Genomic DNA, 20,712 nt, shown 5'->3' on the forward strand with positions numbered 1-20,712 from the left:
CTGGAATAACAAATTTTTGAGGTATATCATAACTGGTTTATTTAGGTATTATCTTAAGCGTATCTGTATAGCGGAAAAAAGTCTACTTCGGCATTTTCTTCAATGCCCTTATCCTGCAAAAGCTTTTGGTACATTTCGGGATTGGCAATATATCTCCATGTTTTAAAGTCAAGATGGAGGTTGGAGAAGGCGCATTTCCAGTCAAAGAGCTTGTCGTTTTTAAATCCAAGGCCACCGCCCAGGTTGTAATATTTCATTCCTTTTTCTCTGCCAATCTGCGTTATGCAATCGGCCAGAAATTTGGTTGGGCTATGATGTAAATATTCTGCGCGGGCACCAACTAAATGGGCTTGAATAATGCCATTTGTAAAGGCTATTATGGTGCTTGCAATTGCAATGTCGTTGTAGTAAACAGTAAGCAAACGGGCCTCATATTCAGAGGTGTTTAATATTTCTGAAAAGTATTTTTCATTAAACAGGTAGTAGCTACTGGCGCCAACGCGTTTCATGTTTTCGGTATAAATTTCGACAAAGGTGTTTAAGCCGTCAGCATTTGTTTCGTCCTTTACTTTAAACCCCATTTTCCATGCGTGCTTAATAGCATCCATGGTTGATTGCCTGTATTTTTTGCGCTGTTCATCAATAGGCACTGAAAGGTCAAGTACTACCGTTTTTCCGTTTTCGTGAACACCTCCAAATTTCTCCAGTAATTTTTGCTGCTTATAAAAAGGATGAAGTCTTACAAAAACAGATACGTACCTTTCCTTTATAAGGAAATTGTTGAAAGCGCTTTTAAAATTTTCCATCAAGTCCTCATCTATCTCATCAATCCTTTTGTTTGAAAACGGACCCGAAAAACCATATACACAGGTTAGGTCGCTATAATCAGAACCCGGAATTTTTCGCTGCAGTAGGGGGAAGCCGATGTAGGTATCTGACTCCTCATAAATAAATAAAACAGGATCTCCAGCTGTTTCAAGGGAGTGATAATGCCATGTATGATAAAAATCATATTCGGCCGAATTACCGACGTAAAAAATCCATTTATCTTTATTGAGCAGGGTAAAGATCTTAATCATTGAATTAAAGTTTATGATAGTAATTATGACTGTTGATTTTGAAGGCAAACAAATTTACTTTTGGTAATACTCATTGTAATCAAATCATTTACCTTACCTGTAATTTCAAATCCGGCCTTTTCATAAACAGTGATTGCCGCGATATTTGCAGGGTGGACCTTTAAATAAATCTCATCCAGTTCCTTTATTAAAAAGCCATACCGTATCATCTGTACTGTTGCCTGGTAACCAATTCCTTTACCCCAGTAAAGTTTGTTACCAATAAACAGGTGCAGTTCTGCGTCATGATCAGTAATATCAAGCAGTTGGATATTACCTATATATGTATTAAGTTCTTTAACACAAATTGCAAATCTAAGCTGATCGGGCTTGGCCAGCTTTTCACGTAACCAGGCTGTTTCTATTTCCGAACTAATATAATGAGTGGGTTTGTAGCCTGTATAAACCCATATCAATGGGTCGTTACGCCATGCGTAAGATACGGACGCATCTTCTATTACAAGGGGGCGTATGTAAACTGAAATGGTCATAAAAAAAGTCTTAGCGTATTTAACATATAAAACATATCCTGAAGGTCATACCGTTGATCGATTGGTAATGGTACTAAGCACCGGGCCAGGTAATTTTCGTTGGTGTTTTTCTTAGTCCACTTAAATACATTAGGCCAGTAGGTAGCAACATATATTTTTTTCTGTATCAGATGTACTTTTAAGTGCCGGTCATTAGTTAAAAAAGGATAAACCAGCGGTACTGTATGCTCATCAGCGGCATCAAACTTGAGCAGGTTAAATTCAGCAAGGTGCTTATGCAAAAAATTAAAGTTTCGTTGCCTTGCAAATACACATTCGTTGTAATTAATGCTTGTAAGTATCTTTCGGGTTAATAACGACATGGACCTGATCTCGTTGTTTTCCAGGTCCTTGCTGTTGTTAATGTAGTCAGAATACCCGGCTTCTATACCTGCGTCTATACTTTTTATGAGGTGCGAAAACCGGTTTACTGAGCTATCTACGGGTAACTTTTTAGTGAGTTTTCTTTTAATGCTTAAGTATGCTCCGTCCGGAACGCCAAAAAACTTACGGCACGAGTAAAATGTATCAATGCCGGCAAGGGGCTCTGAAAAAAAGGCTTGCGAATTATCAATTATAAGATTTTTGATTTTGACGCTAAGCTCTGATGCTTTTTTTTGTTTTATACCAAAGTAATTGGTATATAAAAAACAGGCGTCAGGCTCAATCTCAAAATCAATTATGGGATCTAACTGCCGATCAATATGATAAAACTGGTATTGAATGCCTATTCGTACAATTGGTTCAAGCAATACATCGCAGGTGAAATAAGGAATATAAATTTTATGATATTTTTTTTGTATCAGTATGTATTCTAATGCATTACGTCCTGTGTTTAACCTAACCAAATCGGGATAGTATTCATTCCCTTTGGGCAGTTCCAGCTCCAAATACCCGCCTATGGGTTTTAACGCGGCTTTATTTTTTTGCATGACTGTAAATTGAGTGTGAAAAATAAAGTTGTTATCCCTGGTCGCTTTTATACATTCTTAAATGAATGGGCTGATAATATTCTTCCAGGCTTTCTGGGATACGTGAATTATAACCCAATACCTGCCGCTGATCTGCACTAAGCTTATCAATAAAGTCGTAGCCTAATACCCTTGGATAGTCCATTTGTGGTTTAATAAAAGGGCGGGTGAATCCCAGCGTTAACGCCCGGCGTTGCTTAATTGTCTTATTTTCGCCGGCAGCATGCCATATATTGGAGTCGAAAAGGATGATACTTCCTTTTGGTGTTACCGCCCTGTCGGCGGTTTCGTAGAAATAAGTTTCGTTAGGTCTGATATCTGTTTTATGTGAGCCCGACAGGAAATAGGTAGCACCGTTTTCTTCGGTAAAATCATCAAGGGTAACTATCATTTGCACTAATAATTTCGTGTCGCCTAAAAATGTGCGCACATCACGGTGCATGTTACTTACATAAGGATGTTGCTGCTGGGTGTGTATTACAGCATTAAAGCCATTAAGTATATAATTACCACTCAAAAAATAAGCAATCTCATCGGCACAATACATTTTTTCAATAAACGGTAAGCTGAAATTGTCCTTTTCAACAAGGTGGTGAAGTGTGCCGACCATATTAGAGCCTATCCCGTTTTTTTCCTGAATGGCTCGTCGTTTTACGTACCCTTCCTTTAAGTCCTCATTAATAACTGCAACAAAATCGCTGTCTAAAGCATTCTCAAAAATAACCCATCCGTAATCACGCATCGCAACGCGGAAATCTTCAAAGTGCCTGTCTCCGTAGTTAAGTCTATTTCTCATGAATTTGTATTGTTGATTTTCGGCTAATTAGTTCAGGTCCATAATCTGCATCATCATAGCATTTACTTTATGCACATCAAATTTTTCCTTTGCCAAGGCCAGTCCGTTAAGCCCAAAACTGCTGATAGCTTCCTTGTTGGTTATGAAATACTCCATTTTTTGCACAAGTTCGGCTGTGTTTTTTACAGGTATTAAAAATCCATTGCTGTTGGGTGACGTTTCGACAGTTTCCCTGCAACCAACAGAATCGCAGGTTATAATGGCACGCGCCATAGCCATGGCTTCAAGCAAACACCGTGGAATTCCCTCCCGATAGTATGAAGGCAGTACCACAACAGATGAACTGCTTATATATGGTCTTACATCATCAACGGCGCCCAGGTAATTAATTACACTCCGGTGCTTTATTTCCGAAAATAAGTCGGGGTGAATGGCATCGACATTATCATCATAGGATCCGATTAGTTTGAAAGTTACCTGCGGGTGTTTTAGGAATACAATTTGCGCCGCTTCAAAATATTCGCGGATCCCTTTGGCATTGATTAGCCTGGATACCATGATAAAGCTTATATTATTAATATCCGGCCGGGTAGGGGTATAGTAGCTCAAATCAACTCCCGATCCGTTAACTACTGCAGTTTGATGCTTTGCCGATATTATTTTAGAATCAAGCAGCGTTTGTACATCATCTTTATTTTGAAAGATGACAGACAACCCCTGTCTGTTTTTAAGGCTGAACTTAAGTAGTAAGCGTGTAATTTTGCTTGTTAAAGATGTGTTACCGTTAACAAAGTTATACCCAAGACCCGAAAGCATCGGGGTTATTTTTCGCACATCGCCCAGTTTGGCTGCAAGTGTTCCATATATAACCGGTTTAAGAGTGTATGGAAAAAAAACATCCGGCTTTAGCTGTTTAATGAGTCGGTAAAGTTTCAACGCGTATTTCAGATCAGATAAGATCGATACATTACTGCCGTTTAGATTGTTTTCAAATAAAACGATGTTTAGCAATGCCAGTTTTGCGCGTTGCTCGGGCGGTATTGCAGGGATAAAAGCATAAACAGTATGTTCTCTCCGCATCAGCTCAACTAATTTACCTCTAAAATCAATCAACGATTTGGCCGAATCGCAGGCGATCAGCACTTTTTTGCTTGCCATGATGGTATAATAAGCAATAGGTTATGAGCGAGGATTTAATTGGGGATGTAATGCCGTTCAAAGACAATGCACCGTTATCGGCGGTGGTATTTTAGTGAACAAGGACCGGCTCGGGCCTGGTGCTTTTAATATGGTAATATTTTTTATACCATGCAATAAATCGCTCAACCCCTGTATGAACAGAAACCTGAGGCTTGTAGTTCAGCATTTCATCTAAATTTGAAACATCGGCACAGGTTTCAGCAACGTCGCCATCCTGCATTGGCATTAGTGTTTTAATTGCTTTTTTGTTCACTTGTGCCTCAATTTCGCTTACAAAATCAAGCAGGTTAACCGGTGCTCCTCTGCCAATGTTAAACACCCTGAAAGGTGCAGATGATGTAGCCGGATCAGGATCTTTGGCATCCCACAGAAAATTGGGCTCTGCCGGCTGATCAATAACATGCATAATGCCTTCAACAATGTCATCTACGTAGGTAAAATCGCGAAGCATATTACCGTTGTTAAAAACTTCAATAGGCCTGCCTTCCAGAATTGCTTTGGTAAAAATAAATAAAGCCATATCCGGCCTACCCCACGGCCCATAAACTGTAAAAAAACGTAACCCTGTAGTTCGCAGGTTAAATAAATGGCTGTAGGTATGGGCCATCATTTCATTGGCTTTTTTTGATGCTGCATATAATGAAACCGGATGATCGGCGATATTATGCTCGCTGAAGGGCATTTTTTTGTTTAAACCGTAAACGCTTGATGAACTGGCGTAAACAAGGTGATTAATCTTGAAATGTCTGCAGCATTCCAGGATGTTTAAAAATCCTTTTACGTTTGTGTCAATATAAACATCGGGATTAGTAAGGCTGTAGCGCACACCGGCCTGTGCGGCCAGGTTACAAACGGCATCAAACTGATAGTTTTGGAATTGCTGCTGCAGATTTTCCTTATCCGTTATATCCAGTTTAATAAACGTATAATTTGGATGTTTTGTGCTGCAAACAGGTTTGTTATAAACCATTCCTGATACTTTTATGCCGGCATCCTGCAATCGGGCGTGCTTTAACTTTACATCGTAATAATCGTTAATATTATCAATGCCTACAACGGTGTCACCGCGTTTAAGTAATTTTTGGGTTAAATGATAGCCGATAAATCCCGCAGTGCCGGTAATTAAAATTTTCATAAATAAGTGAAATTAGGTTTGAATGAAAGCCTGAGTGGAAGGCGTTGATTATTGGTTGATTATAAGCGCGAACGCTTAAATAATGGTAAATGCCTGTATCAAAGAATCAGGAACGGTAACGAAAAAGGCAGGTAGATGTACTTGTTGCAGAATACTTTTGAGTAAGGAGTTTATCAAATTGCGCGCGTTTGAGTGTGATTTGATAAATCTTACTTCATGGTGTAAGTGTATTTTCTCCCGTTTGTAAGTGGATTACTATTGTCTGACGTTGAGAAATACAATGTGTTGCCCCAATGGCTAAATTGTCCCAGTCCAAAATTGCGGATATCACGGTGGGTAGAGTGGGCCGGCCCCAGTTCAACACCATTTTCAAACAGCCTGAGCTTTGAAACAGTTGGAGAGGTGTTTGAATCCCCAATTTCAGGTAAATCATAGCCAATTTTGTAACAAAAGCCGCTATCGACTCTCAACCCTATCAAGCTTATCGATTTGATAGATTCGTCCTGTGGTGTTGTAACAGGAGGAGTAGTTGTAGGCGGTGTTGTAGTTGGTGTTGGTGTCGGCTGGTCGGCTTTTTTACAGCCGTTAATAGCAGATAGCATGGCTACAATTGTTATTATAGGCAACACAACATTTCGGGTGGATTTAATAATTGTTTTCATAAAATTTTTATTTTAGTTAGTTAAAGTTGTTGCGCTACTATGTATAAGTCAGGGGCCGTTTATACCAGTGCATTCAGTATCGACTTGATGAATATTTCGGGGGTACGGTCCTCTACGTATTGCATTATAAGGTCTTTATGATTGCTATTAGTGCTGAGGGCGGTGTTCACCGCTGTTGTTAACGAGTTTACATTATCGGCTTCAGCCAGGTAAATGCCCGGAATCTCATCGATACCTCCCGCGCAATTTGTGCTGATTATAACTGGGTTCAGGATCATCATTTGCAGCAATACGTTCGGAAAACCCTCTTTGATTGATGATATAACGCAGGCTTTTGCATGCTTAAAATAAGGCATTGGGTTTGCGATCCACCCTTTTAATACTACCCGGCCTTCCAATTTTAATTCACTGATCAGTTTTTGAAGCGAGGTTTGCTCCGGGCCTTCGCCAAATATCAGGAGCTGCAAATTGGGGTGGGAAGCTTTAATTTCATCAAAAGCCATAATTAGTATATCAAAACCCTTTTCAGGGATCAGCCGCCCAGCTGCGCAAATAAATTCAACAGCGACATCGGCGGCGGGCAGTGCTTCTTCGGCCTTTATTAGGTTTTGTTCAATGTCGATCGGGTTTTTCTGAATGATAACCCTTCGCTTGTCGATGTATGGGAGATGCTGTATAAAGCTATCCCGCATGCTGCTGGTTTGGCATACAACCAAATTTGCCCCTGGGTAGCCAAGCCGATACGCTATCTGGTAACTCAATTTTTTTAAACCGCTGTACCTGGTTAAAACAGATGAGCATTCCCTTACTATGAGTTTTGATTTTAAATATCCAATGCGTTTTAAAAAACCAAGGAAAGCATTTAAGTAAGGATGTGTACTAAAAATAATATGATCTGTGCGGTAGGGGCTTAAGCTTTTTATTAACCTGGAAAAGCCACTTAATATGCTTCCGTTGCTCACATATTCAACTTGTTGATCGCTGGGGATATTTAACCCGCCGCTTTCAACTTTCTTTAAAAATAGCAGAGAAGCGTTACTTGCACGGGCGGCTTGTAACAGTACGTTCTCGGCTCCGTTTGCCTTGTTGGTAATTGAAACAAAAAGTAATTTAGGCTTCATCTTGGGCACTAGTTGGGATTATTAAGGCTCTTCAGCTTCCTGATCACTTTTTTAAATGGCCCCATTGCACTCAATACTTTGCGTTTTCCGTCAACAATTAATAATCCATCTTCAAAATTTATAGTATGCAATCCTTCATCATAAGGTGCCTGGGGAAGTAGTTCAAAAGCAGTATGGTATTGAAAATCTGTTTCGGTTATAGTGGTTATTTCATTGATCATTACAGAGCCGCCATAACACCTTTTTGGATTTTGGCTGGGCATATAAAGCTTTTGACCAACAACGAATAACCTGCCTGCCGACCGGCTCACGTTTGACGCCACATTTATCGGGTTTTGTTTATGTGCCTTAAATGGAGCGTCGAGGGTATCGGCATAAAATAAATACAGTACACCGTGTTCTCCCGAAACACTTGTAAAGAGCCAGTATTTGTTGTTGTAATGGATAATGGAACTGTCAACAAATGCCTGGCCTTCCAGCAACACCCTAATCTTTTCAAACTTATAAGGGTTATTCATATCAATTTGATAAAGAGCCACCTGTTTAGCTCTGCCTGTTTCCGGAATACAGTATAGCCGGTTACTGTCAGTGAACATGTGAGGATAAGAGAGGTGTATTTCGTCTTCCATGATGCCATTTACTTTTTTCTTGTTTTTGAAATGCATGTCATCGGTCATCATGATCTCGCCTTTTCCCTTCCAGAAATTAAGCTCTTCATAATAGAGATGTAAACGGCCATTGATATTTGCAGTAAAAGGATCGGCTGTATAATCCACTTTATCTTCTGATAACCAATTGATTTTTCCGTTTAGCTGCTGAGTGTGGATAAGGTTTTCGGGAGATTGTGATATATAACCTATATTCCATTTGTCATAACTAAACACTTTGTGAATAAATGAAATGAATGAGGAGATAAGGTCTTTCATAAATCGAAATTTTTTTTTAAAAAATGACAGGAGTGTTAGTGACATAGGCAGATAGTCGGTTTCCTGCAGCAGGCTTCCGCCAAAACTATCTTTGAATTTGTTGATCTTTAAAAGTTCGGTATCCGATGTATTGTAAGCATAGCCACCCAAATCATATATTTTAAACCCAAGCTGTTTAAAAAAGCGGATATCTTCAAAATGCAGCAGGCGGTTTGCCCGGCCTGTAACAGCCCTTAACTGGCTGTCATTTTCATTTCTGAACAGGGAAGCCGAATGCAATAGCCTTACTCTTTGTGATGAATGATCGCGGATGTAAGCGTGCATAACAATATCCTGATCCTGGTAAACCGCTTTGGTGATAAACAGGTGCGGCTTGTATTTATAAAATTCTTTATTAATTTTTTTCAGGCCTTTGGTAACTGCAAATGCATTGTAAAAGTCAATAAAGGCTTTAATGCCGGTACCCATCACGGTTGATACGCCATCTTTAATGGCCCTGCGTATTTCGTAAGATGTGTTTTTATCAAAATTGGCTTCAATATCAGGTACAGGTACGGTTATATCAATTATTTTGGTAAAAAAATCCTCTTTGCGATATCCCGGAACAGCTTCACTGCTTTTACTTTGTTTATAGTATTTTAACAGGCAGCCCCATAAATTTGGCTTAGCGGCAAACCACACAACTGTGTATGGTACTATACGCATAGCCCTGTTGTTAATCTGGATCATAAGGTTTAGAGTATTTTAAGCTACCTGGTATGTTGAAATTGCTTTTGAACGCTGATCTTTAAGCCATTGTGTATACACAAGCAGTTTCCAGATCTGCGTTGCCCTGTTCCATTTGCCGCTCATGTGGTCGTTTATCATGGCAAACGATTTTTGTACGTTAATACCAGGGATGTTCTTTAACTCGCTGATTGAAAGATGGTCCATTACGTGATCTCTCAATTCGTTTTTAAACCAATGGCTTAGCGGCATTGTAAAGCCGGATTTTGGCCTGTCAAACAGCTGTGCCGGCGCATATTGGTATAGGATATCTTTCAAAATCCTTTTTTGAATGCCGTATTTAAACTTATAGCTGTCGGGCAGGGTTTGAGCAAATGCAATTACCCGGTAATCCATAAGCGGCGCCCTTGCTTCTAACGAAAAGGCCATTGTGCCCCTGTCGACCTTAGTATTTATGTCACCGTTTAAATAGGTCTTGGTATCAAACGCCGACAGCTTTTGAAGCATGCTTGTTGATTTTGACGACCAGATATCCATGAACGGAACCTGCAGGCCAATGTTAGGATTTTCGAGCCATGAGTATTCCAGGCCGCCCAGCATAAGCCCGTAAAGTGATTTAACCTCCGGATTGCAGATCCCCATTGCAATTAACTTATGGCGATAGTTAGGGGAGATGCTAATTATATCGGCTATTCTTTTACGCAGCGCCAACGGGCATTTAAACAGCTGATTAACCATGTTAAACCATTTGTAACGGCTGTATCCTAAAAAGCTTTCATCGCCACCATCACCGCTTAAAACCACAGTAACGTGTTTTTTGGTGTGTTTACTTAACAGCAGGGATGGGATGGCGCTTGAATCGGCAAAAGGCTCATCATAATAGCGGCCGAAACTCTCAATCAGTTCGAGGCCTTCTTCTTTATTACATTCAATTGTATGATGGTCTGTTTTTAAATGATCGGCAATTTTTTGGGCAAAAACGCTTTCATCAAAACCTTTTTCTCTGAATTTTATGCAAAAGGTTTTTACATTGTTATAGTTTTTTGAAGCTATGGCCGCAACAAGTGATGAGTCGATGCCGCCTGAAAGATATACACCAAGCGGCACGTCGGCATGCATGCGTATATCAACAGCGTTAGTAATCAGTCGGGTTAAATCGGCCTGTGCTTGCTGGTATACTCCTTCATAGCGTTCGGCATGGTTTAAGTCCAGTTCCCAGTATTTTCTTGTTCTGAAACTGCCCGTGTTGCAATCAAAACAAAATGAATGCCCGGCCTCAAGCTTTTGGATTTCGTTCCAGGCCGATTTGGGTTCGGGAACGTATCCCCATACAAAATATTCGTTAATAGCTTGTTCATTAATAGTAACATTCCGGCCTATACATATTTGCGATGGCTGGCTGGCAAATTCAAAATCTAAACCATTTTGGGTATAGTAAAATGGTTTTTTGCCAAGCCTGTCGCGGGCGCCAAAAAGCTGGAGCGTGCGGGTGTCAAAAATTACAAAGGCAAACATGCCGTTGAAATGGTTAACACAGTTTTCGCCATATTCAAGATAGGCGGCTGTAATAACTTCTGTATCCGAATCGGTCTGGAATCTGTAACCCAGGGCGGTGAGCTTTATCTTTAAGGTTTTATAGTTGTAGATTTCGCCATTAAATACAACTTTAAGGTGTTTGTAAGTTAAGGGTTGATCTGACCGGTGATCCAGATCAACAATAGCCAACCGGTTATGGCCTAAGGTAACCGGACCATTGTGTTCAAAGCCAGAATAATCGGGGCCCCTGAAATCGGCCCTTGCCAGTTTTTGAAATATGATGTTATCGTCATACCTCACTGTTGATCCGTAAATGCCGCACATAAAAAAACGTTAGGGGTTAATAGTTTTGTTTAATTAGCAAGCAGGGTTTCATATTCCATGCCTATTTTCTCGAGACTAAAGCGATCAACGATATCGGCTTTGATATTAGGATGCTGCCAGGTTTGATTGCATGCCCTGATAATTTGATGGCGTAGTGTGCAAAGATCATTTTGTTCGGCTATAAAACCGTTAAAGCCTTCCCTTATCAGTTCGTTAACCCCGCCAACTCTGAATGTAACTACCGGAACGCCTACCGACAGTGCTTCGAGCACTACATTAGGGAAGCCTTCGGTAAATGAGCTTAAAACCAGTAAGTCATGCTTAGAAATAACATCGGCAACATTTTTAATTTCGCCGATGAACTTCACGCGTTCGTTGAGGCCAATATTTTGTACCTCTGCTTTTAAGGTATCCATCAGCGGGCCCTTGCCGGCTATAGTTAGAACATAGTTTTGAGGTAGTGCTTTCATAACCTCAAGCAAGCGAAATAATCCCTTCTCTTTGATGAGCCGGTTAACTGCAATAAGCCTCTTTAATCCTGAAATTTGATTTTGAGGTTTTATTGCGTTCGTTATAATAACCGGGTTATGAATAACAATAAGCTTGTTTAGGTTAATATTATAAAACCGGGCTATGGATTGCTTCATTTCTTCAGACTGGCAAACTATTGAGTTAAAGCGCACAAACAAAAACCTTGAAAAGTAATTGTAAAAGCGGGATTTAAATTCGTAAAACTGCGCCATTTGTTGCGGATTGTTAGATGCCCTGGCTATTAAATTAGGCACTTTAACAAACATTGAAACAAAGGCTACCAGGATATTAATATGATCAGTAGTTGAAAAAACAGCGTATGGTTTTTCATCTTTCAGCAGCTTGCGAAGTTTAAAAAATGAGCATGAAGCTTTTATTGTTTTCAGGTTTAAAAATCTGATACCTGCTATTTCTGTTGAGAAACTGCACTCGTCTCCATTAAGTAACACTACAACTACCTCATAATCGGGCTTGTTGAAATATTGCGATAGCAGCCAGTAAACACGCTCAGAACCACCTGTACCAAGGGAACCAAGAACAAGGAAAATCTTCTTTCTCATTATAAATAAAAATCTGGATCAAGTTTTAAGCGACAGCTAATTCTTCCTGCACTGGTTCGGTTTGTTTTACGGGGTCTTTTAACCTGTTGTAGTGTAATACGGCGAAATAAATAAATATAGTAGGGCCGTCCACGCTCATCAGCCACCCGTTATGCGACAGCGCATTTAATGAAATTGCTATGAATGTGAAAAATATAGCTACATAAATTGCACTCCCTTTATGTTTTACGTTTTTTATAGTTTGCCAAAACAGTCGGACAGTTTTGTAATATATGGCCCATAGCAACCCCAGCCCCAAAAACGGGCCGAGCAGGGTAATAAACATCAGGTAGGCATTGTGCGATGACAGGCCGAATGTAAACAAGGGGTTTCGGTAAGTTACGTCGTTCCAGGTTTTGCCATAAAATATAAGCCCGAAAGGATAATCTGCAAATATTTTAAGGTTTTCGGCAGCCATGTCGGCCCTGTTAAAATCATTGGCCTCTTTAGCCTGATTTTTTGACAGGATGTTGTTTTTATCGTCAGTGTTATCTTTTAATACATAAGTGTACAAACCAAAACATATGATCACTGTAGCTGCAACCAGGAAAACGGCTCTATAGCGATAGTAAATAAACAGAAAGAGCGTTACACCGGCTCCAAAGCTTATAAATGCCGACCTGTTCATGCCGAGGTAAATGCAGGCAACGCAGGCTGCTAAAACCAAAACCCTTACTATAAGATATTGCCCTGTGGTACATGAGGCAATGAAGGCAAACGTTGTAATGGCCACAACCTGGTATCCGAAGTTAAATTGTGTTACTGCCAGCCCTGCAGGGCTTTGTTTAACCGGTTCGCCCAAAAGCATGCTCCTGATCGGGTCAATGGTGCCTGCCATGCTGTGATCAAGTACCATAATGATCATAGAGCACATGAGCAAAAAGAAGAACATTAATATTGAAGCGTAATAGCGCGATTTATTTGCACCTACAAAATAATTAAAGTATAACGAACATGGTATTATAGTAAGGAGAATGGCAAAAAAGGTAATATAATTGCTCATCCCTACTACCTGGTATAAAAAAACGCCGATTAAAAAAATTATTAACTCCTTGGTATAGCCGAAATCCAGCAAAGGTTTTTGCACAAAGAATAGCAGCATGCAAAAAATTACAGGCGCAGGAATCCTCAAAGTATCTGTCATGAAAATGTTAAAAGCAAGTGTGTACAGATAGAAGAGCATTAAACCGTAAAAGAGGCACTTTTTAAGCAGCATAATAAAGTGGTGCTATTGAAAAATTCGTTTTATTGTAGAAAATATAATCTTCAGATCCATGAGAAGATCCTGGTTGTCAATGTATTCGAGGTTCTTGCTGATCTTTGATGGAACTATTACCTTGATATACATATCTTCAGGATCATCGCTGCCGGCCAGGATATCATTTTCATCAAAATATTTGATAGATGCCCAGTCTGTTACTCCTGGTTTAACACTTAATACCCTTAGTTGAGCTGGTGTATACAGGTTTACATATTTCCGTACTTCGGGGCGCGGGCCAACAAAGCTCATGTCACCTTTTAACACGTTTAGTAATTGCGGCAGTTCATCAAGTTTATATTTCCTGAGCCAGTAACCAACACTGGTGATCCGGTAATCTTTACTACCTATGGTTAGTAATCCGGCCTTGTCCGAGTTTATGTACATGGTGCGGAATTTGAACAGTTCAAACTCATTTCCATCTTTCCCAACCCTTGTTTGTTTATAAAATGCGCTTCCCCTCGAATTTATTTTAATAGCTATGGCAATTAAAATAAACAATGGCAGCAACATTATCAGTGCTATAAGTGATATGCCAATATCAAAAAGCCGTTTAATCATAACTCTATTTTATAATTCAACTTTTGCAAGTTCTTTACATTCTTCCAGCACAGAGTTTACTGAGTTTATTACCGTAGTAACTATGAAATCAATCTGCTCGCCGGTAAGTTGAGGATAAATGGGCAATGAGATTTCATTTGCGTAAAGGGCATAAGCTGATGGATACTGAGCTATCTTATAACCCAGATCTTTAAAAAGAGTAAGCATTGGCAGCGGGGTAAAATGTACATTGGCCATGATCCCTTCAGCCATAATGCTTTCAATTATATGGTCACGCTGTGCCTCTGATATGCCTTTGATGCGCAGGGCAAACAAGTGGTAGGATGATTCCCTTTGCTCGTTTTTTAGTGGTGGTTCAATAAACCAGTCCATCGATTTGAACCTGTTACAATATATGGATGCAACATGCTTGCGCATAGGGAGCAAGCTGGCTTCATAATTTCTGAGTTGGCCGAGGCCTATTGCTGCACAAATGTCGGGCATGTTGATTTTGAGGCCCATAAACAGGATGTCGTATTTCCAGCCGCCGCCATTACTTTTGGTAAAGGCATCTTTGGTTTGGCCGTTAAGAGTATATAGTTTTAAATACCGGTGTTCCTCGGCCGGATTAAAGCAGGCAGGCAAATTGATGCAGATACAACCTCCTTCGGCTGTAGTGATGTTTTTCACCGCGTGAAAAGAAAATATCGATACGTCACTATACTTTGCTGCCGGTAATTCATTTATGGTTGCACCGATTGAGTGCGCTGCATCGGCAATTAAGAGGATCCTACCTAAAATCTTTTGCTTGGGACTTTCAGCAACAAATAGTTTTTTAATTTCAGGTTTATTGATAATCGCCTTTAATTCTTCGTAGTTGCATGGCCAGCCGGCTATGTCAACAGCAATAATTGCTTTTGTTTTTGGGGTTATTGCTTTGATTGCAGCTTCTGTGGAGATGCAGCAATCGTCATCAACATCAACTATCACCGGCGTAGCCCCGCAATGCAGTACACTTAAGGCGGTAGCACAATAGGTGTATGCTGGTATGATAACCTCGTCGCCTTCCTTTATGCCGAACCATTTCAGCATTAGGATAGCTCCTGATGTCCAAGAGTTTACGCAAACAGCTGCATCCGAAGCTGTAAGCTGCTTCATTTGCTGTTCAAGTGCGGCTACTTTGGGTCCGGTGGTTATCCAGCCAGAGTTAAGCGTGTCCATAACCTCGTTTATAACAGCCTGGTCAATGTAAGGTGGCGCAAAAGAAATTTTCATATCAGGTTTAATAGAGTTAGTTTCCGGCGGGGACCCGTTCCAAAAAAGCGATTGCTTTTTGAGCGTAATCACGGGCTAATCGTTTATAAATGCAATATTTTTCGGCAAGGGCATCTGCCCAGGTATAATTTGAAAAATCGAGGTCATCCAATGAAACAAAAAGGTGATGGTTTTTTTCTAAGAAAATTTCAAGCTCAGCAAATGTTTTGTCAGAACAGGTTTCGGGATGATAATTGAATGTCCAGGTGTATTTTGTTTTTTGTTCAACTTCTGATAGTTGAACAGGTACCCAATTAAAGCCAAATCTTACATAAGGTGACTTAAGCAGGCCGTCACTTATTATTTTAATGTTGGTGTATTCGTGTAAAGCAAGCAATGTATTACGGTCAAAAGTATGTGCAGGGGCAATAAAAACAGTGGGGTTGATATTTTCACGTTTGAAAATTTCGGCCGCTTTTCTTATTTTTTCTTTTTGTGTTTGCAATGGTAAGCCTGCAAATTCCGACCGGTTATTCATCTTCAGTAGGCCGGAGTTGTGATTTATGTAATAATGATCAAAACCGTGCATGCCTATCACATAATTTTTATTTTGAAGTTCGCGCACCAACTGCCAGTAGTAAGGATTGAAATTACCGCAGGCTTTTAACTTTGGGTCTTTATTTGCCGGTATAACAGCAATTATGGGTTTTATGTCATACTTGTCAAACAGGATGAAGAAACGCTCCCATTTTTGGAGGTTATTTGTCGGGCATAAATCATCCAAACGAATTAAGTACTGTAGCATATTAACAGTTTGATAGTTTTATAAAGCTGGTTGGCTGTTTGTTAGTTGTGCCGCTGTTGCAGTTGCAGCAATGTGCTTTTTGATTAACGTTTCCCATTCTCCCAGGATCTTATCGGGATGGTTGGTTTGAGATATTACGCGGGCCTGATTTCCAAGAGTTGTTTTTAAAACTTCGTCGCCGGCCAAGCGGTGCATTGCATCGGCTAAATCAATTATTGACCCTCTCTTTACCAGTATTCCATTTTTGCCGTTATTGATAATCTCCGAAGGTCCAAAATTGCAATCAACTGCTATAGAAGGGCATCCGAAGCTCATAGCCTCAACTAAAGCGTTGGGATATCCCTCGTTGCGCGATGGCAAAACAAACATTTCGGCCTGGTTATAATAATCCTGGAGGTTGTTTTTGCTGCCAGGCAGCAACACCCGTTCTCTTAACCCGAGATTAAAGATCTGGCAAACAAGGTTAGCGCGTTCTTCGCCATCGCCAACGATTATCAGATCGACGTCGGTAAGGCCTGATTTTGCATAGGCTTCAATAAGGATATCAAAGCCTTTTACATAAGCCAAACGGCCAACCCCCAAAATAAACCTCCGATGGTGAACCTTCTCCTCTGACGGTAATGGGAAAATAGTAACAGCATTTGTTATGCGCACGATATTAGTGAGTACTTTAAAGTCTTTATCCTTAAGCAGGCAGTCCTCTACTCCTTTAGCACTTACTACAACTGCTTCGGCTCTTTTATATAAGTTTAAAGCCAGTTGTTTACGTAAATAGTTAAACCTGATAACACTTCTATCGGGCGAAGTGCGCTCTGAAACAATGTAAGGCACCCGGGTTAACCAACAGGTAATGCCAGTCCAAACATTGGCGGATGTAATGAACGATAAAGCGCACACCGGTTTTTGAGTCCGCAATAACTTGATAAGTTTAAAAAAAGTTTCGGCAATATGATACAACCTGTAAATAAATGAGCTTTTTTGACGGTCAGTTAGGTAAAATACCTTAACATCGTCATCAATTTCATATGCTGGAACATCATTGTTTAAAGAAATAAGTACCGACTGGAAGTTGTTTTTATTAAAATAATTAGCAAGCGAAATGATAACTCTTTCTGCTCCTCCGCCTTTAAGCGACGGAATAATGAAAAACAGAACGGGTTTTGAAAAGGGGGCGGCTTGTATGTTCATGTTAATGTTAAATGCGCTGGCAGTTATAGGAGGTATTTTACCGTATCGTACGCTTTACGAAACCGCTTGTTTTGTAATTCAAAAAGCAGATAGCGTTTTATATAAAGCAGCAAAAGTCTTTTTTTAGCGATCGCGGAGTATGTGAAATTTTTGATGATTAAATTGAAATCACTTATAACCATTTCCATACGTGCTTTGGCGTTGATCATGCTCCATACGCCGCCCTCATGATTGCGGTAACAGCTCATTACCTCGGGTATTACGTAAATTTTACCGCCAGTATGCTGAGTGGCCCATAGCTTAAACATTTTATCTCCGGCAAAACATTCAAAAAACCAGGGGGCAGTGAATAACTGAAGGGTTTCGGGAATATTGCGATAAACAACTGTTGCCGTTTTTGTTTCTTCCTGTTTCCCCGCCAGCAAATCGGCATATGTATGTATCAGTGGTGTTGGGTTAGGGTGTACGTAAAGTGTTTTGTTATTAACGTTTATCACTTTGTGGTAATGGCAGCAAATAACGAAGTCGGCATTGTTTTCTAAAAAATCAACCTGCTTTTGCAGTTTATATTCATTTATCCAGTAGTCGTCGCCCTCGCAAAGAGCTATGTACCTGCCCCTGCACTGTGTAACACAATTAATTAAGTTTTTATGTGTGCCTAAATTGGCAGGGGAGGCTATAAGCTTGATCCTGCCGGGATAGGTTTCTGAGTAAAATTTAATTATTGACTGGGTTTTATCTGTCGAGCAATCGTCGCCAATGATGATCTCAAACTTAAAGTTGGTTTTCTGCATCAAAAAGCTTCGGATAGCCTCGGAAATGAATTTTTCATGGTTGTAAGTAATACAGATAATACTTACCATTATTTCATCATCATTCATACCGTTCCATTTACATTCGCCGCCCTAACATTTATTTCAGATTCAATTTTATCAGTCACCAGTGTGCCAAAATGTTTCGGTTTAAAGTTGTTGTCGAAGTTTTGTGCACGGAGCAGTAACCTGCAAATAAGGTCAAGATCTGACAGCGATAGCGTATGGTATAAGGGAAGGCAAACCACCCTTGAAGCTATCGAATCGCAAACAGGCATTGGTTGGCTTTTTACGTATGGCAATGATGATAGTGAGGGGTAAAAATACCTCCTGCAATAAATCTGTGCTAACTCTAATTTTGCTTTACTTTGATGCATCAGCGCCTCTGTTTGAAAAACGACCGGGAAATATGCATAATTGTAATCCTGTTCGTTTTCAAGTTTTTGAAACTGAACATTCAGGTTTTCCAGGCGCTGCAGATATTGCTCATACAAATACTTTCTTTTTTTAAGTATCTCGTCAACATGGCGCAGGTTGCATAAACCCATTGCTGCGTGAAACTCGCTGTTTTTGGCGTTGATGCCTTCCTCCGAGAAAGTATCAACACCTGAATATCCGAAGTTGCGCATCAGTGCCATGGTTTTTAATAACTCCGGATCCTGGGTAAATACAGCGCCGCCTTCGATTGTGTGATATAATTTGGTTGAGTGAAAGCTGGTTACACTGATGTCGCCATATTCAAATATGGAGCGGTTTTTATAAAAAGTACCGAAGCAATGTGCGGCGTCATAGATCACCTTAAGGTTATGTTTATCAGCAATAGCCTGTATGGCTGTTATATCGCATGGGTTACCGAATACGTGTGTTGCCAGTATAGCCGATGTGTTGGGTGTGATGGCCGCTTCTATTTTAGCCGGATCAATATTCAGTGTCTCAGGATCGATATCCACAAATACAGGTTCGCAACCCTGCCATACTATGGTGCTTGTAGTAGCAACAAATGAAAATGGCGTTGTGATAATTTCTCCGCTTAAGTTAAGTGCTTTGATGGCCAGTTGTAAAGCTATTGTACCGTTTGTTACAAACAGCATATGACTAACGCCCAGGTATTGCTTTAACTTTAATTCGAGCGTGTTTACAAGGGGCCCGTTGTTAGTGAGCCATTGCCTTTCCCAGATACTTTTAACATAGGCTCTGAATTCCTTTTCGGCAGGGAGAAATGGTTTGGTTACTGGAATCATCTTTTTAGGATTAATTGGTTAAAATCTTTAATAGCGGAGAGCTTAATTAACAAACTGGCACTATAATAAACCGCGATGAATACTATGAGTAATATGCCAATTTGCATAGTTGGGATGAAAAAATCATTGATCACCAACTTGTCGAGGAAATAACAGCAGAGGCCAATGCCTCCGGCTAACACCACTGTAGGCAAAATATCTTTTATTTGCTCGGTAACGGGGTAGTCAATTAAACGCCCGCTGTAAATAGAGTTGATATAATAGGCTATTACATTAAAAAATAATTGGAAATATAACAAGCCATAGATGCCGAAGGGGATAAAACACAGGATCCCGACAACGCTCAAAACTTTTTTAATAACTTCCAACTTTAAAAACAGCGCGCTTTGCCCCATCACTTTCAGCACATTTAAGTTGTATGAGTGCAGGGGATACATGATACCTCCAATACACAGTAACTGGAAAATAGGGACGGCCGGTAACCACTTGTCTGTTAGTAAAATATGAAACAGTGGTTTGGCAATGATACACAGCATGATGAGTGCCGGTGCATTCCAGAATACTACCTGTTGCATGAGTCGTTTATAAACATTTTTTAACTGTACCGGGTCGTCTGATATTTCGGCAAACATTGGGTAGGTAACCTTATTTATAGCAGCTGAAATGTTACTTATCGGTAATTGGCTTATCGAATCGGCCCGGCTGTAGTAGCCAAGCTGGGCTGCCGAAAAGAACTTACCTATGATTATCAGGTAAATGTTTTGATAAACGGTATCAATTAAACCCGATAATGTCATTTTATAACCAAAATGAATGTGTTTCTTAAAGCATGCTTTATCAAAGATCAGCGCTGGTCTCCAGCTTGAGGTGATCCAGTGTATGGCTGTTGATAAAAATGAGGTGCATAAACCCATCCAAACAAGGCTCCAAACGCCGTATCCTAATTTTGCAAGTATGATGCCTAATATTCCGCCGCCAATAGCCGATGGGATTTGAATGTTAGTTTGTTTTTTAAACTTCAGATCCTTAACCAGCAAGGTGCTTTGTACACCAAAAAATGCGTTTATGATCAAAATTAAGGTGTAAACCCGCACAACAGAGGTTAACAACGGTTGATGATAAAAAGCAGCGATAAGCGGCGCTGTTATAAAAAGTATCAGGTAAAGGATACTGCTGCCAATGATATTAAAATAGAAGACGGTTGAATAATCGCGCTGATCGGCATCGGTTGTGCGGATCAGCGAAGCAGTAAGGCCGCCATCCAAAAGACTATTGCCTACCGATATAAAAAGATACAGCATAGCTATCAAACCGAATTGTGATGGCTCCAGAATCCGTGCCAGAAATATGGATATGCCAAAGCTTACCACTTTTGAACTTAATTGCTGCCATAGCGCCCACACTATGCCAGATACCGCTCTTTGTTTATAGCTCATAAT

General features: G+C 40.2%; 19 protein-coding genes. All 19 read right to left on the reverse strand.

What is annotated here, in order from left to right; all coding sequences use genetic code 11:
• Positions 1-53 precede the first annotated feature (53 nt).
• The 19 genes from BLS28_RS01365 to BLS28_RS01455 all read right to left on the reverse strand — a co-directional run bounded on the left by BLS28_RS01365 (position 54) and on the right by BLS28_RS01455 (position 20,709).
• Positions 54-1,079, reverse strand: coding sequence for a GNAT family N-acetyltransferase (locus BLS28_RS01365; protein WP_091162524.1), 1,026 nt, complete (start codon positions 1,077-1,079; stop codon positions 54-56).
• A 23-nt stretch (positions 1,080-1,102) separates the two neighbouring features.
• On the reverse strand, positions 1,103-1,609 hold the full coding sequence (locus BLS28_RS01370) for a GNAT family N-acetyltransferase (RefSeq protein WP_090526775.1): 507 nt from the start codon (positions 1,607-1,609) through the stop codon (positions 1,103-1,105).
• On the reverse strand, positions 1,606-2,580 hold the full coding sequence (locus BLS28_RS01375; RefSeq protein ID WP_091162525.1) for a hypothetical protein: 975 nt from the start codon (positions 2,578-2,580) through the stop codon (positions 1,606-1,608). Before BLS28_RS01375 ends, BLS28_RS01370 begins: the two co-directional genes overlap by 4 nt.
• A 31-nt stretch (positions 2,581-2,611) precedes the next feature.
• Positions 2,612-3,415, reverse strand: coding sequence for a phytanoyl-CoA dioxygenase family protein (locus BLS28_RS01380; RefSeq protein WP_091162526.1), 804 nt, complete (start codon positions 3,413-3,415; stop codon positions 2,612-2,614).
• Positions 3,416-3,442: 27 nt separating this feature from the next.
• Positions 3,443-4,573: a glycosyltransferase family 4 protein gene (locus BLS28_RS01385; protein ID WP_091162527.1), complete on the reverse strand. Its 1,131-nt coding sequence runs from the start codon at positions 4,571-4,573 to the stop codon at positions 3,443-3,445.
• A gap of 91 nt (positions 4,574-4,664) precedes the next feature.
• Positions 4,665-5,750 (reverse strand): NAD-dependent epimerase, encoded by a 1,086-nt coding sequence (locus BLS28_RS01390; RefSeq protein ID WP_091162528.1) that lies wholly within the window; start codon positions 5,748-5,750, stop codon positions 4,665-4,667.
• Positions 5,751-5,959: 209 nt separating this feature from the next.
• Positions 5,960-6,412: a hypothetical protein gene (locus BLS28_RS30710; RefSeq protein ID WP_176844335.1), complete on the reverse strand. Its 453-nt coding sequence runs from the start codon at positions 6,410-6,412 to the stop codon at positions 5,960-5,962.
• Between the two features lie 59 nt (positions 6,413-6,471).
• Entirely contained in the window at positions 6,472-7,533 is a 1,062-nt protein-coding gene (locus BLS28_RS01400; protein WP_091162529.1) for a glycosyltransferase, read from the reverse strand.
• Positions 7,534-7,541: 8 nt separating this feature from the next.
• The gene (locus BLS28_RS01405; RefSeq protein ID WP_091162530.1) at positions 7,542-9,188 is read right to left on the reverse strand and encodes a glucosamine inositolphosphorylceramide transferase family protein; all 1,647 of its coding nucleotides are present in this window, start codon (positions 9,186-9,188) and stop codon (positions 7,542-7,544) included.
• A 15-nt stretch (positions 9,189-9,203) separates the two neighbouring features.
• Positions 9,204-11,045, reverse strand: a complete 1,842-nt coding sequence (gene asnB, locus BLS28_RS01410) for an asparagine synthase (glutamine-hydrolyzing) (RefSeq protein ID WP_091162531.1) — start codon at positions 11,043-11,045, stop codon at positions 9,204-9,206.
• Between the two features lie 29 nt (positions 11,046-11,074).
• On the reverse strand, positions 11,075-12,136 hold the full coding sequence (locus BLS28_RS01415) for a glycosyltransferase (RefSeq protein ID WP_091162532.1): 1,062 nt from the start codon (positions 12,134-12,136) through the stop codon (positions 11,075-11,077).
• 25 nt (positions 12,137-12,161) lie between these two features.
• Positions 12,162-13,319 carry an O-antigen ligase family protein gene (locus BLS28_RS01420; RefSeq protein WP_176844336.1) on the reverse strand — a complete coding sequence of 386 codons (1,158 nt, stop codon included), beginning with the start codon at positions 13,317-13,319 and terminating at the stop codon, positions 12,162-12,164.
• A gap of 84 nt (positions 13,320-13,403) precedes the next feature.
• Positions 13,404-13,994 (reverse strand): sugar transferase, encoded by a 591-nt coding sequence (locus tag BLS28_RS01425; protein WP_091162534.1) that lies wholly within the window; start codon positions 13,992-13,994, stop codon positions 13,404-13,406.
• Positions 13,995-14,003: 9 nt separating this feature from the next.
• Positions 14,004-15,248, reverse strand: a complete 1,245-nt coding sequence (locus BLS28_RS01430) for a DegT/DnrJ/EryC1/StrS family aminotransferase (RefSeq protein WP_091162535.1) — start codon at positions 15,246-15,248, stop codon at positions 14,004-14,006.
• A 16-nt stretch (positions 15,249-15,264) separates the two neighbouring features.
• The gene (locus BLS28_RS01435) at positions 15,265-16,032 is read right to left on the reverse strand and encodes a DUF2334 domain-containing protein (RefSeq protein ID WP_091162536.1); all 768 of its coding nucleotides are present in this window, start codon (positions 16,030-16,032) and stop codon (positions 15,265-15,267) included.
• Positions 16,033-16,050: 18 nt separating this feature from the next.
• Positions 16,051-17,220 carry a glycosyltransferase gene (locus BLS28_RS01440; RefSeq protein WP_091162537.1) on the reverse strand — a complete coding sequence of 390 codons (1,170 nt, stop codon included), beginning with the start codon at positions 17,218-17,220 and terminating at the stop codon, positions 16,051-16,053.
• A 23-nt stretch (positions 17,221-17,243) separates the two neighbouring features.
• Positions 17,244-18,101, reverse strand: a complete 858-nt coding sequence (locus BLS28_RS01445; protein ID WP_256337316.1) for a glycosyltransferase family 2 protein — start codon at positions 18,099-18,101, stop codon at positions 17,244-17,246.
• Positions 18,098-19,273 (reverse strand): DegT/DnrJ/EryC1/StrS family aminotransferase, encoded by a 1,176-nt coding sequence (locus tag BLS28_RS01450; protein ID WP_091162538.1) that lies wholly within the window; start codon positions 19,271-19,273, stop codon positions 18,098-18,100. Before BLS28_RS01450 ends, BLS28_RS01445 begins: the two co-directional genes overlap by 4 nt.
• Positions 19,270-20,709 carry a lipopolysaccharide biosynthesis protein gene (locus tag BLS28_RS01455; protein WP_091162539.1) on the reverse strand — a complete coding sequence of 480 codons (1,440 nt, stop codon included), beginning with the start codon at positions 20,707-20,709 and terminating at the stop codon, positions 19,270-19,272. Before BLS28_RS01455 ends, BLS28_RS01450 begins: the two co-directional genes overlap by 4 nt.
• Positions 20,710-20,712 lie beyond the last annotated feature (3 nt).

This window comes from Mucilaginibacter gossypii (assembly GCF_900100945.1).
Classification (GTDB): domain Bacteria; phylum Bacteroidota; class Bacteroidia; order Sphingobacteriales; family Sphingobacteriaceae; genus Mucilaginibacter; species Mucilaginibacter gossypii.